General features: G+C 73.2%; 9 protein-coding genes. All 9 read right to left on the minus strand.

From position 1 onward, the window contains the following. Window positions 1-3: 3 nt before the first annotated feature. Window positions 4-1,152 carry a cellulase family glycosylhydrolase gene (locus OSR43_RS17350; protein ID WP_302267993.1) on the minus strand — a complete coding sequence of 383 codons (1,149 nt, stop codon included), beginning with the start codon at window positions 1,150-1,152 and terminating at the stop codon, window positions 4-6. 63 nt (window positions 1,153-1,215) lie between these two features. Further along, window positions 1,216-2,808 (minus strand): glutamine-hydrolyzing GMP synthase, encoded by a 1,593-nt coding sequence (gene guaA / locus OSR43_RS17355; protein WP_302267994.1) that lies wholly within the window; start codon window positions 2,806-2,808, stop codon window positions 1,216-1,218. A 296-nt stretch (window positions 2,809-3,104) separates the two neighbouring features. Continuing rightward, window positions 3,105-4,838 carry a GMC oxidoreductase gene (locus OSR43_RS17360; protein ID WP_302267995.1) on the minus strand — a complete coding sequence of 578 codons (1,734 nt, stop codon included), beginning with the start codon at window positions 4,836-4,838 and terminating at the stop codon, window positions 3,105-3,107. Continuing rightward, window positions 4,838-6,460, minus strand: coding sequence for a succinic semialdehyde dehydrogenase (locus tag OSR43_RS17365; RefSeq protein ID WP_302267996.1), 1,623 nt, complete (start codon window positions 6,458-6,460; stop codon window positions 4,838-4,840). Before OSR43_RS17365 ends, OSR43_RS17360 begins: the two co-directional genes overlap by 1 nt. A 101-nt stretch (window positions 6,461-6,561) precedes the next feature. Further along, window positions 6,562-8,016, minus strand: a complete 1,455-nt coding sequence (locus OSR43_RS17370; RefSeq protein WP_302267997.1) for an aldehyde dehydrogenase — start codon at window positions 8,014-8,016, stop codon at window positions 6,562-6,564. A 68-nt stretch (window positions 8,017-8,084) separates the two neighbouring features. After that, on the minus strand, window positions 8,085-9,197 hold the full coding sequence (locus OSR43_RS17375) for a hypothetical protein (RefSeq protein WP_302267999.1): 1,113 nt from the start codon (window positions 9,195-9,197) through the stop codon (window positions 8,085-8,087). Window positions 9,198-9,200: 3 nt separating this feature from the next. Beyond that, window positions 9,201-10,340, minus strand: a complete 1,140-nt coding sequence (locus OSR43_RS17380; RefSeq protein ID WP_302268000.1) for a phosphotransferase family protein — start codon at window positions 10,338-10,340, stop codon at window positions 9,201-9,203. Between the two features lie 403 nt (window positions 10,341-10,743). Continuing rightward, complete coding sequence (locus tag OSR43_RS17385; protein ID WP_302268001.1) at window positions 10,744-12,489, minus strand: glycerol-3-phosphate dehydrogenase/oxidase; 1,746 nt, start codon at window positions 12,487-12,489, stop codon at window positions 10,744-10,746. Beyond that, a complete protein-coding gene (locus tag OSR43_RS17390; protein WP_302268003.1) occupies window positions 12,486-15,230 on the minus strand; it encodes an alpha-amylase family glycosyl hydrolase in 2,745 nt (914 codons plus the stop codon). The genes OSR43_RS17385 and OSR43_RS17390 overlap by 4 nt, the downstream gene beginning before the upstream one ends. Between the last annotated feature and the right edge of the window lie 63 nt (window positions 15,231-15,293).

Here is a 15,293-nt window from a genome sequence, read left to right on the forward strand (position 1 = left end):
CGCTCAGCCTTCCCCGTAGAGCTTCCCGAACCGGCGGAGCACCGGTCTCGGTCTGAGCCTCTCGTCCAGGAGCGCGTAGCCCTCCTGGTGCTCGTCGGTGCTGCTGGCGACGGCCGCGTCCTTGTACCAGAACGCCGCGGTGACGTACGGGAAGTCGCGGGCCATGATCTTCAGCGCCTGCGCGCCGTACGCCGCCTGCTGCTTCCTCGTGACGCCGCGCCGCCAGGGCTCGGTGTCGGTCTCGTTGCCGTGCACGCTCCAGCCGAACTCGGTGATCCACACCGGCAGCCGGTCGCCGTGCTCGCGCATCGTGGCGCGCACCGCGTCGAGGTGGGCCAGGCTCCACACCTCGCCGTCGTCGGCCGCGCCGGGCGGTGCGTCGGCGGGCGCCTGGTAGGAGTGCACCGCCATCACGTCGAAGCAGCCGCCGACGCCGGCGTCGTAGGCGCGCTCGAGCCAGGCGTCGTCGTTGTACATCAGGCCGCCGAAGACGACCCGGGCGCCGGGGTCGTTGCGGCGCACGACCGGGTAGGCGCGGCACAGGATGCGGGTGTAGGCGGCCGGGTCGGTCCCGATGAAGAAGGACTCCAGGTTCGGCTCGTTCCAGATCTCCCACGCGTCGACCACGTCGCCCCACCGGCGGGCGGCCCAGCCGAGCGCCTCGGTGTAGTCGCGGGTGCGGTCGGGCGGGGTGTACTGCGCGAGCACCGGGTCGTCCTCGCGGGTCGCCCAGTCGGGGGTGAGCCAGAACATCACCAGGACCTTCAGGCCGCGCCGGCGCAGCTGGTCCATCACGCCGTCGACGCGCTTGACGCCCCACTCGCGGTCGTAGGACCCGCGCTTCGGCTGGAGCATCGACCAGCCGACGTCGAGCCGGACCCACGTGGCGCCGGAGCGCTCGATCCGGTCGAGGACGACGGCGCGCTCGCGGCGGGTGTAGTGGGTCCAGGTGCCGTGGAACTGCACGCCCAGGCGCGGCAGGTCGGCGGGGTCGGGACGCTCGCCGCCGCGGTCGGCGACCGGGGTCGTCACCGCGGGGCTGCTGCTGGTGCCCGCCGGCTCGGGGGCCTCACGGACCGCCACGGCGGCGCCACCGAGCGCCACCGCCGTCGACACGGCGGCGGCCACGAGCGCAGCACGACGTCCCCCCACACCTGGAACCTACCCACGCGTAGGAGGGCGAAACCCGGCTCGGCGCCGGTCAGGCCGCCGCAGTCACTCCCACTCGATGGTGCCCGGGGGCTTGGAGGTGATGTCGACGGTGACCCGGTTGACCTCGCTCACCTCGTTGGTGATCCGGGTGGAGATGCGCTCGAGCACGTCGTACGGCAGGCGCGCCCAGTCCGCGGTCATGGCGTCCTCCGAGGTGACCGGGCGCAGCACGACGGGGTGGCCGTAGGTGCGGCCGTCGCCCTGCACGCCGACCGAGCGGACGTCGGCGAGGAGCACGACCGGCATCTGCCACACGTCCCGGTCCAGCCCGGCCCGGGTCATCTCCTCGCGCGCGATCGCGTCAGCCTGGCGGAGGATGTCGAGCCGCTCGCGGGTGACCTCCCCGATGATCCGGATGCCCAGGCCGGGGCCGGGGAACGGCTGGCGGTGGACGATCTCGGCCGGCAGGCCGAGCTGCTCGCCGACCTGGCGCACCTCGTCCTTGAACAGGGTGCGCAGCGGCTCGACCAGCTCGAGGTCCATGTCGTCGGGCAGGCCGCCCACGTTGTGGTGGGACTTGATGTTGGAGGTGCCGGCCCCGCCGCCGGACTCCACGACGTCGGGGTAGAGCGTGCCCTGGACGAGGAACGCGACCTTGTCGCCCTCGGTCGCGGTGCTCTGCTCGACGAACCCGGCGAGGATCTCGGCGCGGGCGGCCTCGAAGACGCGGATGAACTCCCGGCCGATGGTCTTGCGCTTCTCCTCGGGGTCGGAGATGCCGGCGAGGGCGGAGAGGAAGCGCTCCTCGGCGTCGACCACCTTCAGGTCCACCCCGGTCGCGGCCACGAAGTCGCGCTCGACCTGCTCGGTCTCGCCCTGGCGCATGAGGCCGTGGTCGACGTACACGCAGGTGAGCCGGTCGCCGATGGCGCGCTGCACGATCGCCGCCGCGACGGCGGAGTCCACGCCGCCGGAGAGCCCGCAGATCGCGCGGCCGCGCTCGCCGACCTGGGTGCGGATCGCCTCGATCTGCTCCTCGACGATGTTGACCATCGTCCACGTCGGCCGGCACCCCGCGATCTCGTGCAGGAAGTGCTCGAGGACCTGCTGGCCGTGCTCGGTGTGCAGCACCTCGGGGTGCCACTGGACGCCGGCGAGGCCGCGGCCGACGTCCTCGAACGCCGCGACGGGGGTGACCGCCGTCGACGCGAGCACCGAGAAGCCCTCGGGAGCGGCCGTGACGGAGTCGCCGTGGGACATCCACACCCGGTGCGCGGTGGGTACGTCGGAGAGCAGCGTGCCGGGCTCGGTGACCGTCACGTCGGTCCGGCCGTACTCCCGGGCGCCGGTGTGGGACACCTCGCCGCCGAGGCCGCGGGCCATCAGCTGGAAGCCGTAGCACATGCCGAAGACCGGCGTGCCGGCCGTGAACAGCGACGTGTCGATCGAGGGTGCGCCCTCGGCGTACACCGAGGACGGGCCGCCGGACAGCACGATGGCCTTGGGCCCCCGCGCCAGCATCTCCTCGACCGGCATCGTGTGCGGCACGATCTCGGAGTAGACGCGGGCCTCGCGCACCCGGCGGGCGATCAGCTGCGCGTACTGCGCCCCGAAGTCGACCACCAGGACCAGGTCGTGCTCTCCCACCGCCGTCATGGGGCGCAGCCTATCGGCGGCGCTCGGCCCGCCCGCGGGGTGCTCGGCCGCAGGGGGTCGTGAAATGCACCAGGGCCCGGCCGGGGAGGGAGGGTGGCCGGGCCCTGATCGTCCACGCAGCTGTTGGACAGTGCTTGGACCACGACCCGACTCTTGGGAGGGAGCATGACTGCCGGGTCTGACCACTCAACGACGCCCCCGCGGTCGGGTTACGCCCGATCGGGGACGAAGAACGGCCCGGTCTGGACCGGGCCGTTCCTCGAGGTGTCCGCGCAGGTCAGCGCCGTGCGGACCGCTCAGGAGACCCCGACGATCGGGAGCCGCAGGGCCCCCGGCGCGCTGTCGGGGACGACCGGCGAGCGCGGGGCGACGGGGTCCACCCGGCGGTAGTCCGCGCCGAGCGCCGGGCGCCGGTCCTGCTCGCCCTTGTTCGGCCACAGCGACATCGCCCGCTCGGCCTGGGCGGTGATCGTCAGCGACGGGTTCACGCCGAGGTTGGCGGTGACCGCGGAGCCGTCCGAGACGTGCAGGCCGGGGTGGCCGTAGACCCGCTGGTAGGGGTCGATCACCCCGGTCTCGGCGGAGTCGCCGATCGCGCAGCCGCCGAGGAAGTGGGCGGTCAGCGGCATGTTGAACTGCTCGCCGATGTTGCCGCCCGGCGTGCCGCCGATGATCTTGGCCATCAGCCGGACCGCGGCGTTGCCGGCCGGGATCCAGGTCGGGTTCGGGACGCCGTGGCCCTGGCGCGAGGTGAGGAAGCGGCGGTTCGTGCCCGGGATCCGCTTGGTGTACGTCGTGATCGAGTTGTCCAGGCTCTGCATCACCAGCGCGATCACCGTGCGCTCCGACCAGTGCCGCAGGTCGTAGAGATCGGTGATGTTGCGCCGCTGCTTCCAGGTCTCCTTGACCCAGGTGCGCCAGCGCGGGGCCGGGCCGTCGCCGTCGGTGAGCACGGTCTGCAGCATGGACATGAAGTTGCTGCCCTTGCCGTAGCGGACCGGCTCGATGTGGGTGTCGTCGTCGGGGTGGAAGGAGGACGTGATCGCGATGCCCTCGCTGTAGTCGATCTTCGTGTCGGGCGCGATCGCGCCCAGGATCGACTCGGAGTTGGTCCGGGAGAGGTAGCCGATGCGGTCGGAGACCCGCGGCAGGTGCCCCTCGTCCTTCATCCGGTGCAGGAGCCGCTGCGTACCCAGCGCCGAGGCCGCCAGCACCACCTGGTCGGCGGTGAGCACGCGGGTCGCCGACCGTCGGGGCGTCTTGGCCTTGGTGTAGCGGACGTGGACGTCGTACCCGCCGTCCTCGCGGGGCGCGATCCGGGTGACCGTCGTCAGCGGCAGCACCTTCGCACCGGCCTCCTCGGCCAGGTAGAGGTAGTTCTTGACCAGGGTGTTCTTGGCGTTGTGGCGGCAGCCGCTCATGCAGGCACCGCAGCCGATGCAGGTGGTGCGCTCGGGACCGGCGCCGCCGAAGTACGGGTCGGCCACCTGCTCGCCCTTCTCCTGGCCGGGGCCGCCGAAGAAGACGCCGACCGGGGTCGGGTGGAAGGTGTCGGCCACGCCCATCTCGCTGGCGACCTTCTCCATCACGTCGTCGGCCGGGGTCCGCAGTGGGTTCTCGACCACGCCGAGCATGCGCTTGGCCTGGTCGTAGAACGGCGCGAGCTCGGACTTCCAGTCGGTGATGTGGCTCCACTGCGGGTCGTTGAAGAACGCCGGCAGCGGCTCGTAGAGGGTGTTGGCGTAGACCAGCGAGCCGCCGCCCACGCCGGCACCGGAGACGATCAGGCAGTCGCGCAGCGCGTCGATGCGCTGGATGCCGTAGCAGCCGACCTCCGGTCGGAACAGGTAGCGCTTGACGTCCCAGGAGGTCTCGGCGAAGTCCTCGTCCCGGAACCGGGCGCCCGCCTCGAGCACCCCGACGCGGTAGCCCTTCTCGGTCAGCCGCAGGGCGGCCACGGAGCCGCCGAAGCCGGATCCGACGACGAGGACGTCGAAGTCGCGGGCCTGCTCAGGTCGGTCGGTCGTCATCAGGCACGCCCCAGCTTCTTCATCAGGCGGAGGTTGGCGGTCATCACCTTCGCGTAGGTCTCGTCGGACATGCCCAGGACGGGTGCGAACCGCAGCAGCCGCTGGGTCGCCACCGACTGGGTCTCGGTGTAGCGCAGGATGCCCTCGGCGCCCTGCCGGCGGCCCACGCCGGACTGCCGCATGCCGCCCATGGGCGCGTCGATGCTGGCGAACGTGGCACCGAAGGCCTCGTTGATGTTGACGGTGCCGGCCTTGACGTACCGGGCGATCGCCCGGGCCCGGGCACCGTCCTGGCTGTAGATCGCGGCGTTGAGGCCGTACTCCCCCTCGTTGGCCCGCGCGACGGCGTCGGCCTCGTCGTGGAAGCGGTAGAGGGAGACGACCGGGCCGAAGGTCTCGTCCTGGAAGCAGGCCATGTCGGGCGTGACGCCCTCGAGGATCGTCGGCTCGTACATGTAGGGCCCGAGGTCGGGCCGGGCCTTGCCCCCGGTGAGCACCCGGGCGCCCTTGGCGACCGCCTCGTCGACGTGGTGCACGACGGCGTCGAGCTGGGCCTGGGAGATGAGCGAGCCCATGTCGTTGTCCCAGTCCAGGGTCGCACCGAGCGTCATCGCCTGGGTGCGGGCGACGAACCGCTCGACGAAGCGGTCGTAGACCTGGTCGGCGACGAAGAGCCGCTCGACGGACACGCAGAGCTGGCCGGCGTTGGAGAACGTCGCGCGGACGGCGCCCTCGGCGGCCCGCTCCAGGTCGGCGTCGCGCAGGACGAGCATCGGGTTCTTGCCGCCGAGCTCGAGGGAGCAGCCGATCAACCGGTCGGCGCAGCCGTGGGCGATGACCCGGCCCGTGGCGGTGGACCCGGTGAAGCAGACGTAGTCGGCGCGCTCGACGATGCCGCCGCCGACCCGCGAGCCGGGCCCGGCCACGACCTGCCACAGGTCGGCGGGGAACCCGGCCTCCTCGAGCAGCTGCGCACCCAGCAGCGCGGACAGCATCGTCTGGGCGTCCGGCTTCGCGACGACGGCGTTGCCGGCGAGGAGCGCCGGGAGGCCGTCGCACAGCGCCATCGTGAACGGGTAGTTCCACGGCGAGATGACGCCGACGACGCCCTTGGGCACGCGGTTGACGTCCACCCGGGTGAGCACCGGCATCACGCCGGGGTGCCGGCGGGTGTCGAGGTGCCGGTGGGCCGTGCGGCCGTAGTAGCGGGCGGTCATCGCGACGTGGAGGACCTCGTCGAAGGCGTGCTTGCGCGCCTTGCCGGACTCCAGGACGACCATGTCGACGATCTCGTCCTGCCGGTCCAGCACCAGGTCGTGCAGCCGCAGCAGGGTCGCGGCGCGCTCGTCGACGCTGGTGCGGGCCCATGCCTGCTGGGCGCGACGGGCCCGGGCGAACGCCTCGGCCACGTCGGCGTCGCTGCTCTGCGGGACGTGGGCAAGCGGTGCGCCGTCCAGCGGGGAGAACACCGCGTTGGTCTCCCCCGACGAGGAGACGACCCGCCGGGTCAGGGACGCGACGTGGTCCGGCTCGAGGGCGTACGTCGCCCCCGGCTCGTGCTCGGGGTCGCGGGGGCCCTCGACGAGCGGGCCGCCGGACGGGGTCGGTGAGGAGGCGCTCATGTACCGAGGGTATGTGACCGCGGTCTCCCGGACTACCCGGCGGTAGGGATTGTGGGGCTTTACACAGTCGTCCGCCTTGTCAACCGGGTCGGCCGTTCGGCTCACATGGCCGGCGCGGTGGGGTAGATCGACTTCAGCTCGGTGTACTGCGCCAGGCCCTCCGGCCCGAACTCGCGGCCGATCCCCGAGGCCTTGAACCCGCCGAACGGTGCCGCGAAGTCCATCGTGTAGGTGTTGACGCCGTAGGTCCCGGCACGCACCCGGCGCGCCACGTCGAGCCCCGCGGCGGGGTCCCCGGTCCAGACCGTCCCGGCCAGGCCGTACTCGGAGTCGTTGGCGATCCGCACGGCGTCGTCGACGTCGTCGAACGCGATCACCGACAGGACGGGGCCGAAGATCTCCTCCTGCGCGATCCGCATCCGGTTGTCGACGTCGGCGAACACGGTCGGCCGGACGTACCAGCCGCGGTCCAGCCCCTCGGGCATGCCGTTGCCCCCGACGACGACGCGCGCACCCTCCTCCTGGCCGAGCGCGATGTACTTCTCGACCCGCTCCTGCTGGCGCTGGGCCACCATCGGGCCGATCTCGGTCGCCGGGTCGGCCGGGTCCCCGACGGCCATGCCGGAGACGGTCTCGGCCAGGGCGTCGACGACCGCGTCGTAGTTGGCGCGGGAGGCGAGGATCCGGGTCTGGGCCACGCACGCCTGGCCGGAGTTCATCAGCGCGACGAACCTCAGGCCCTCCATCGTGGCGGCGAGGTCGGCGTCGTCGAGGACGATCGCGGCGGACTTGCCGCCGAGCTCGAGGCTGACCCGCTTGAGCTGCTCGCCGCACACCGCAGCGATCCTGCGGCCGGCGGCGGTCGACCCGGTGAAGGCGACCTTGTCCACGCCGGGGTGCGCCACCAGGTGCTCGCCGACCTCCCGGCCGGCGGCGACGATGTTGACGACGCCGGCGGGCACCCCGGCCTCGGCGAGCAGCTCGGCGAGCAGGTAGCCGTCGAGGGGGGTCTCGGGGGCCGGCTTGACCACGACCGTGTTCCCGGCCAGCAGGGCCGGGACGACCTTGGAGATCGTGGTGAACTGCGGGACGTTCCACGGCGGGATCGCGGCCACCACGCCGACCGGCTCGCGCCGGACGATGACCTCGGGCCCCAGCGCCCCGGGACGGGTCTCCTCCCAGGGGAAGGCGCGGGCGATCGCGAGGAACGACTCGATCTGCATCCACGGCGCCGGCGACTGGGCGAGGTTCGAGAACGACGTCGGCGAGCCCATCTCGATGGTGATCAGGTCCGCCATCTCCGCCAGCCTCGCGGCGTACAGCCCGGCGAAGGCCTGGACCACCTCGATCCGCTCCTCCGGCGACATCCGCGGCCAGGGCCCCTCGTCGAACGCGCGGCGGGCGGCGGCGACCGCGGCGTCGACGTCGGCCGCCGACCCCTCCGGCACGGTCGCCACGACCTGCTCGCTGTGCGGCGAGACCACCTGGAGGGTCGCCGACGTGGCGGGTGCCGCCCAGCCGCCGTCGATGAAGAAGGCGTCGCGGTCGAGGGTCATGGGTGCTCCTGGGGTACGTCGTGGGTACGTCGTGGGCGCGGCGGTCCGCGTGGGTGGTGGGGCGCGCGTCAGGGCGCGGTGGCGAACCAGTCGGCGAAGCCGCTGGGGTCGTGGCGGCCGATCGCGAAGTGCTCGAAGAGGCCCCAGCCCTCGGCCGTCCGCCCACCCTCGTGCAGGACGGCGCGGCCGACGTGGTCGACGCAGCCGAACATGAACCGGCCCTGCACGGCCTCGTCGGCCATGTCGTAGGTCAGCCGCTCGACGAACTTCTCGCCCTTCCACACCCCGTGGGTCCAGTCGGGGTCGCCGCCGTACCCGCCGCCCACGTGGAGCGGCGCCGCCAGCAGCGAGGAGACCTCGAGGCGGACCTCCTCCCCGCGACCGCTGGTGCAGGTGATGGTCGCGCCGGTCGGCTTCCGGGTGCCCGAGGCGTAGTGCACCTGCACGCGCGGCCAGCCGAGCTGCTCGACCCGGCCGTCGGCGTGCACGCGGTGGCAGTCGTTGAGGGTGCGGTAGCCCGACGGGTCCTCCTGGAGGATGAGCACGACGGCGTACTCCTCGAAGCGCATCGGGACGTAGGTCCACCACATCCCGTCGAACGGCGGGTCCGCGGGCGCCCCGGCCGGCTCGGCCTCGCCCACCGGGCGGATGCCCCAGGAGCGGTCCCGCGTGCCGACCCAGCGGTCCGGCGTCACCTCGATCCGCTCGCCGTCGACGACGACGTGGCCGCGCCAGGTGCCGACCTGGGCGAAGCGCTGCGCGTCGAGGGTGACCCGGGCGCCGGAGCGCAGGACGTGCGGCAGCTCCTGGAGGACCGGGAACGAGCCCTCCCAGGTGAGGTCCGCAGCAATCCCCTCGGTCTCCTCGAGGGTGAGGTGGATGCGCTGCAGCGGCTCCTCGACCTCGAGCCGGTAGCCGCCGACGTGCTGGTTGAGGCGGTCGTCGTCGCACAGGTCGGAGAGGTGGACGGCCGTCTGCCTCCCGTCGCGGGCCAGCAGCAGGAAGGCGTCCTTGGTGCCGAGGTTGGGGTAGTAGCCCAGCCCAGTGATCAGGAACAGCTCGCCGGTGCGGTCGTGGGCGTTGAAGTAGCAGCGGTCGTAGAAGTTGCGGTCGCTGCTCGCGGGCCAGGTGACGGGGAGGGGCGCCTGGTGCAGCGGGTACTCGTCGAGCGGGCCGACCACGGCTCAGGCCCCCGCTTCGGCCAGGAGGCGGTCGAGCAGGGGCTTGTGGTGCATCAGCCCGTCGGGGTCGTCGGGCCGCTCGATCTCACCGAAGTGGATCTGCCGGGCACCGGTGCGCAGGAAGACGATGCACCACTGGACCGCGTTGTAGACGTGGTACCAGTGCAGGTCGCCGACCTCGACCCCGGTGAGCTCGCGGTACGTCGCGAGGACGTCCTCCTCGCGCAGGAAGTGCGGCATGCCGGGCAGCTCGAGCGCACCGGTGATCGACTCGAAGACCAGGTGCGCGAAGACCATCCAGGACAGGTCGAGCTCCCGGGGCCCGACCGTGGCCATCTCCCAGTCGAGCACCGCGACGGGCGCGAAGTCCTCGAAGAGCACGTTCCCGATCCGCGAGTCGCCCCAGCACAGCACGGTGTCGCCCTGGTCCGGCGGCAGGTTCGCCTCGAGCCAGGCCAGGCCGCGCTCGGTGACGGCCGAGCGGCCGATGTCGGGGACCGCGAAGTCGTACCAGGCCCGGGTCCGCGCCAGGTTCCGCTCCAGCGGCGTCGCCCCGGCGTGGCCGTGGCGGGCGGGGTCGAGGAAGGCGAACGTCGTCGCGGCGTCGCGCACGCCGTGCAGCCCGGCCAGCACGCCGACGGTCGCGTCCTGCAGCCGGCGCTGCTCCTCGGGCGAGGCGTCGTGGAGCCAGTTGTCGCCGAAGTTGTAGGGCAGCACGTCCTGGGGCACGACCCCCTCGACCCGGTCCATCAGGAAGAACGGCGTCCCCAGGACCTCCCCGGTCGGCTCCATCCACCGCACCACCGGCACCGGCACGGCGGTCAGCTCCCTCACCAGCCGCATCGCGTCGTACTGGTCGCCCAGCGCGTAGTCGGGGAAGACCGGGAAGTCCTCCGCGGCCGGCGCGACCCGCGCGACGTACCGCCCGGTGCGCTGCTCGCCGCCCTGGGTCCAGGTCACGTCGAGCGGCAGCGTCTCCGAGGACATCCCGTTGGCGTCGGCGCCCGAGTGCACGACCACCACCGGGTCCGCCCCTGGCGGGAGCTCCCGCGCCAACCAGGCCGCGAGCCGGTCCGGCAACGTGCTCGGGTCGCGGCTGGTGCGTTGCAGCTTCATGTCCGGCGGCGGCGGTGCCTGGGTCACGGGCGCTCCTCGGGTCGACCACGTCGCGCACGGGTGTGACGTGGGTCTCAGTGGTCGCCAGCATCGGTGGAACACGTTCTAGTTGTCAACGGGCCGCCTCGCCCCTGCGGGCGCCGGAGGCGCCCGCCGGGGGTGGGGGCCCGGTCGTGGTTGGGTCTGGCGGCCCGGAGCGAGGCACGAGCGCAGGGCTGGTAGACCGGGCCCCCGCCCTCGTGGGGAGCCACAAGCGCTTCCGAGCCCACCCCGCGGGCGCCGGAGGCGCACGCCGGGGGTGGGGGCCCGGTCGTGGTTGGGTCTGGCGGCCCGGAGCGAGGCACGAGCGCAGGGCTGGTAGACCGGGCCCCCGCCCACGGCGGGAGCCGCAGGCGCCCCCCAGGTCGACCCGCGACGACCGAGGGGACGGTCAGACGATGTCGGGGGCCTTGACCCGCGCCTCGTCCGCCTCCTGGTCGGTGAGCCGCTGCTGGCTCTGCCGCTCGGCCTCGACCCGCCGCAGGTAGTGGTCGACCTCGTCGGCGGTGCGCTCCTCGCCCCACCCGAGCTCGGTCGCCATCAGCGCGGCGACGCCCGGCGCGGCGCGGGTGCCGCGGTCGAAGGTCTCGATCGAGATGCGGGTGCGCCGGGTGAGGACGTCGTCGAGGTGGCGGGCGCCCTCGTGGGACACGGCGTGGACGACCTCGACCGCGAGGTGGTCGTCCGCACCGTCGAGCGGGCGCGCGAGCTCGGGCCGCTCGGCGACGAGCGCGAGCACGTCGTCGATGAGCGCGCCGTACCGGCCCAGCAGCGCGTCGATCCGCGCCACGTGCAGGCCCGAGGCGCGGGCGAGCTGCACCCGCTGGTTGGTGCGCGCCTCGTACCCCTCCGCCCCGACGAGCGGGACCCGGTCGGTGATCGAGTCGCGCACCGCCAGGCCGGCGGTGGTCCGCAGGGAGTGGGCGGCCGCGTCGACGGCGTCGCGCGCCATGACCCGGTACGTCGTGAGCTTGCCGCCGGCGATCATCACCAGGCCGGGGACGGGGGTGACGACGGTGTGCTCGCGCGAGATCTTCGACGTCGGCTCGGACTCCCCGCTCAGCAGCGGCCGGAGCCCGGCGTACACGCCCTCCACGTCGTCGTGGTCCAGCGGCTCGCGCAGGATCGCGTTGACCCGCTCCAGGACGTAGTCGATGTCGGTCCGGCTCGCGGCGGGGTGCGCCTTGTCGAGGTCCCACTCGGTGTCGGTGGTGCCGATCACCCAGTGCCGCCCCCACGGGATGACGAAGAGCACCGAGGTCTCGGTCCGCACGATGAAGCCCGCCTCGGAGCGGATCCGGTCCCGCGGCACGACCAGGTGGATGCCCTTGGACGCCTGCACGTGCAGGGCGCCGCGACCGCCGACCATCTCCTGCACCTCGTCGGTCCAGACACCGGCGGCGTTCACGACGACCTTGGCGCGCACCTCGAGCTCGCGTCCGGTCTCCAGGTCGGTGGCCCGGACCCCGACGACGCGCTCCCCCTCGCGCAGGAAGCCGGTGACCTTCGTCCGCGTCGCGACGGCGGCGCCGTGCGCCGCGGCGGTCCGGGCGACGGTGAGCACGAGGCGCGCGTCGTCGACCTGGCAGTCGAAGTACCGGATGGCGCCGGTGACGCTGTCCACGCGGAGGTCCGGGGCCATCCGGGCGACCTGGCGGCGGGTGAGGTGCCGGTGCCGCGGCAGCCCGGACCCGCCCGGGGCGAGGGCGGCCAGCCCGTCGTACAGCGCGAGCCCCGCGCCGACGTAGGGCCGCTCCCAGCCGCGGTGGGTCAGAGGGTAGAGGAAGGGCACCGGCCGGACCAGGTGCGGCGCCAGCCGGGTCAGCAGCAGGCCGCGCTCGTGCAGGGCCTCGCGGACCAGTCCGAAGTCCAGCATCTCGAGGTAGCGCAGGCCGCCGTGGACGAGCTTCGAGGAGCGGCTGCTCGTGCCGCTGGCGAGGTCGCGCTGCTCGACGAGCGCGGTCGACAGGCCGCGGGTCACCGCGTCGAGGGCCACCCCGGTGCCGACGATCCCGCCCCCGACCACGAGCACGTCCAGCTCGCGGTCGGGGGCGGCCAGCTCGTCGAGAGCCGCCTGCCGGGCGGCAGGTCCCAGCGCGCTCGGGTCGGGTCGGACGGGCGCGCCGGGGCGGGTCATGGCACCAGTGTGGCCGACGGCTCCTTGCTCACCTGGTCCCAGGTGAAGCGGTACGTCGCGCCCCCCTCGGGCACGACGAGCGTGAGGTTGTCGCCGCCCGCCGCACCGCCGGCCCCGTAGTTCTCGTCCCAGGACCCGTCGACCGCGACCTTCCAGTCGTAGCTGCCGGCCGGCAGCTCGAACGTCGCGTGCCACCGGCCGTCGGTGGGGTCGAAGGCGAGCCGGCTCTCCTCGCACGCGGGGTCCCAGTCGGCGGCGCAGCCGATCTCCGACTGCAGGCTGCCCGCGAACGTGACCGACTCCCGGGCCGGCGTCGGCGCCGCCGTGGTGACGGTCACCGGACCGCCGACGACGCGAGGCGTGCCGCGCTCCACGAGCACCGCGCGGTAGCGGACCCGCGTGCCCAGCGGGAGGGCGGAGACGTCGTCGCTGACCTGGTAGGCCGGCGAGGAGGTGTCGGTGCCGAGCACCTCCCACGCCCCGCCGGCGACGCTGCGCTCGAACCGCACCGACTGCGCCGGGCGCTCGGGGTCGACGACCGCGGTGACCGTCACCGGGTCGACGTTGCTCACCGTGCCGCGCTCCCCGGACGTGGTCAGGTCGACGGTCGGCGGTGCCACCCGGGTCGCGCGCACGCCGCTGGTGCGGCTGTGACCCCGGTTGTCCAGGACGGCGGCGCGGTACTGCACGCGGGTCCCGGTGGCGAGGTCCCGGGTGTCGTGGAAGACGCGGTACGGCGCGGAGTCGTCGGTGCCGATGTCGCGCCAGCGCCCGCCGCCGACCTTGGCCTGGAAGGTGACCTCGTAGAACGAGTCGCCGCCGACCTTCGCCACCACCTTGGTGCGGCTGCGGGCGACCTTGGTCGGCGCCGGCTCTGCCAGCCGGACCGCGGGTGCCCGCCGCGAGGCCGGGATCCGCGCGGTGGAGGCGTAGACCACCGCGCCGAGCGCCGGCACCGTGACCCGCAGGTCGCCGTCGCGGCCGCTCTCGCGAGTCGCGGGGCCCTGGCCGAGGACCTTGCGGAACCGGCCGTCGCGGACCCAGGTCGGGACCCGCAGCGCCCGCGGGCGCTCCGCGGTGTTGAGGACGACGACGTACTCCCGCTGCTGCCGCCGGTCGATCCGGGAGAAGGCGACGACGTCGCGGTCGGCGGACCGGACCTGCTGGGCGCCCCGCCTCAGCGCCGGGTGCCGCTCCACCAGCCGGTCCAGGCCGGCGATCGTGCGGTAGAGCGGGTGGTCGGTGTCGAAGCTGTCGGAGGCCGGGGTCTCCGCGGAGCCCAGCTGGTCGTCGTCGGCGTACTCGGGGACCTGGCTGGCGAACATCGACTGCCGCGCCAGCTGGTCGCCGCCGGTCCCGGTGAAGCCCTGCTCGTCGCCGTAGTAGACGACCGGGTTGCCGCGGGAGAGGTACATGAGCTGGTGGGCGAGGACGTCACGCCGCAGTCGCTCCGCCGCGCTGCGGTCGGGGTCGTCGACGGCCAGGAAGTGCCCGAAGCGGCCCATGTCGTGGTTGCCGAGGAAGGTGGGCAGGGAGTGCACGTTGCTGTCGGCGTCGGTGTACCAGTCGTCGTCGCGGAAGAACCGGGCGAGCGCGCGCCCGCTGCGCTGCCGGGAGACGAAGTCGCGGGCCGCCCACTGGAAGGGGAAGTCGAGCACCGCCTGCATGCCGTTGTGGCCGGTGTAGTGGGAGGTGAAGGCCTTGGCGGCGGCGTCGCTGCCGTCGAGGGCCACCTCGCCGAACATGAAGAAGTCCGGCTTGCCGTGGCTGCGGGCGAAGTCGAGGATGCCGGGGCCGAAGGCCTGCCAGAATGCGTCGTCGACGTGCTTCATGGTGTCGATGCGGAACCCGTCGATCCCGAAGTCCTCGACCCAGGTGCGGTAGATGTCGATCATCCCGTCGACGACGCGCGGGTGCTCGGTGAAGAGGTCGTCGAGGCCGAAGAAGTCGCCGTACTGGCTGTCCTCGCCGGTGAATGTGGTGTTGCCGCGGTTGTGGTAGAGCGTCGGGTCGTTGAGCCAGGCCGGGACCTTGAGGTCCTCCTCCCCCGGCGCGAGGACCGGGGTGTAGGGGAACGACGTCGCGGGGTCGAGGTCGGGGAAGTCGCCGGTGCCCGCGTGGTCGCGGTCGTCGAACGGCGCCCCGCCGGCCGTCCGGTAGGGCTCGACGTCCTTGGGGACGTACGCCGTCCGCGCGCCCTCCTCGTAGCCGATGACGTCGGCGGTGTGGTTGGTGATGATGTCGAAGAAGACCTTGATCCCGCGGTCGTGCGCGGCGTCGACGAGCTCGGCGAGATCGGCGTTGGTGCCCAGGTGCGGGTCGATCCGGGTGAAGTCGGTGATCCAGTAGCCGTGGTAGCCGGCCGACGGGCCGTCCTCGAGCTGCACCGCCTTGTTCTGGAACACCGGGGTCAGCCAGATGGCGTCGGTGCCGAGGCCCTCGACGTAGTCCAGCTGCGCGCGCAGGCCGTCGAGGTCGCCGCCGTTGAAGTAGCCCTTCGCGGTCGGGTCGAAGCCGTGCTCGTCCTTGCCGCCGGGGATCCCGCCGGTGTCGTTGCCGGGGTCGCCGTTGGCGAAGCGGTCGGCCATGAGGAAGTAGAAGCTGTCCTCGGTGACGCCGCTGCGCAGCGCGTGGCGCGCGGGGTCGTCGTCCGCACCGGCGGCGAGGGCCGGGGACGCCGGCCAGACCAGCGCGAGCGCGGCGGTCGCCGCGACGAGGGTGGATGGAGCAGTACGGCGCACGACGCCTCCCGAGTGATGGCGGTCACCAAGTGGTGAGGGCAGGACCCTAGGACCGCCCGCCGA

This window comes from Nocardioides sp. Arc9.136 (assembly GCF_030506255.1).
Classification (GTDB): domain Bacteria; phylum Actinomycetota; class Actinomycetes; order Propionibacteriales; family Nocardioidaceae; genus Nocardioides.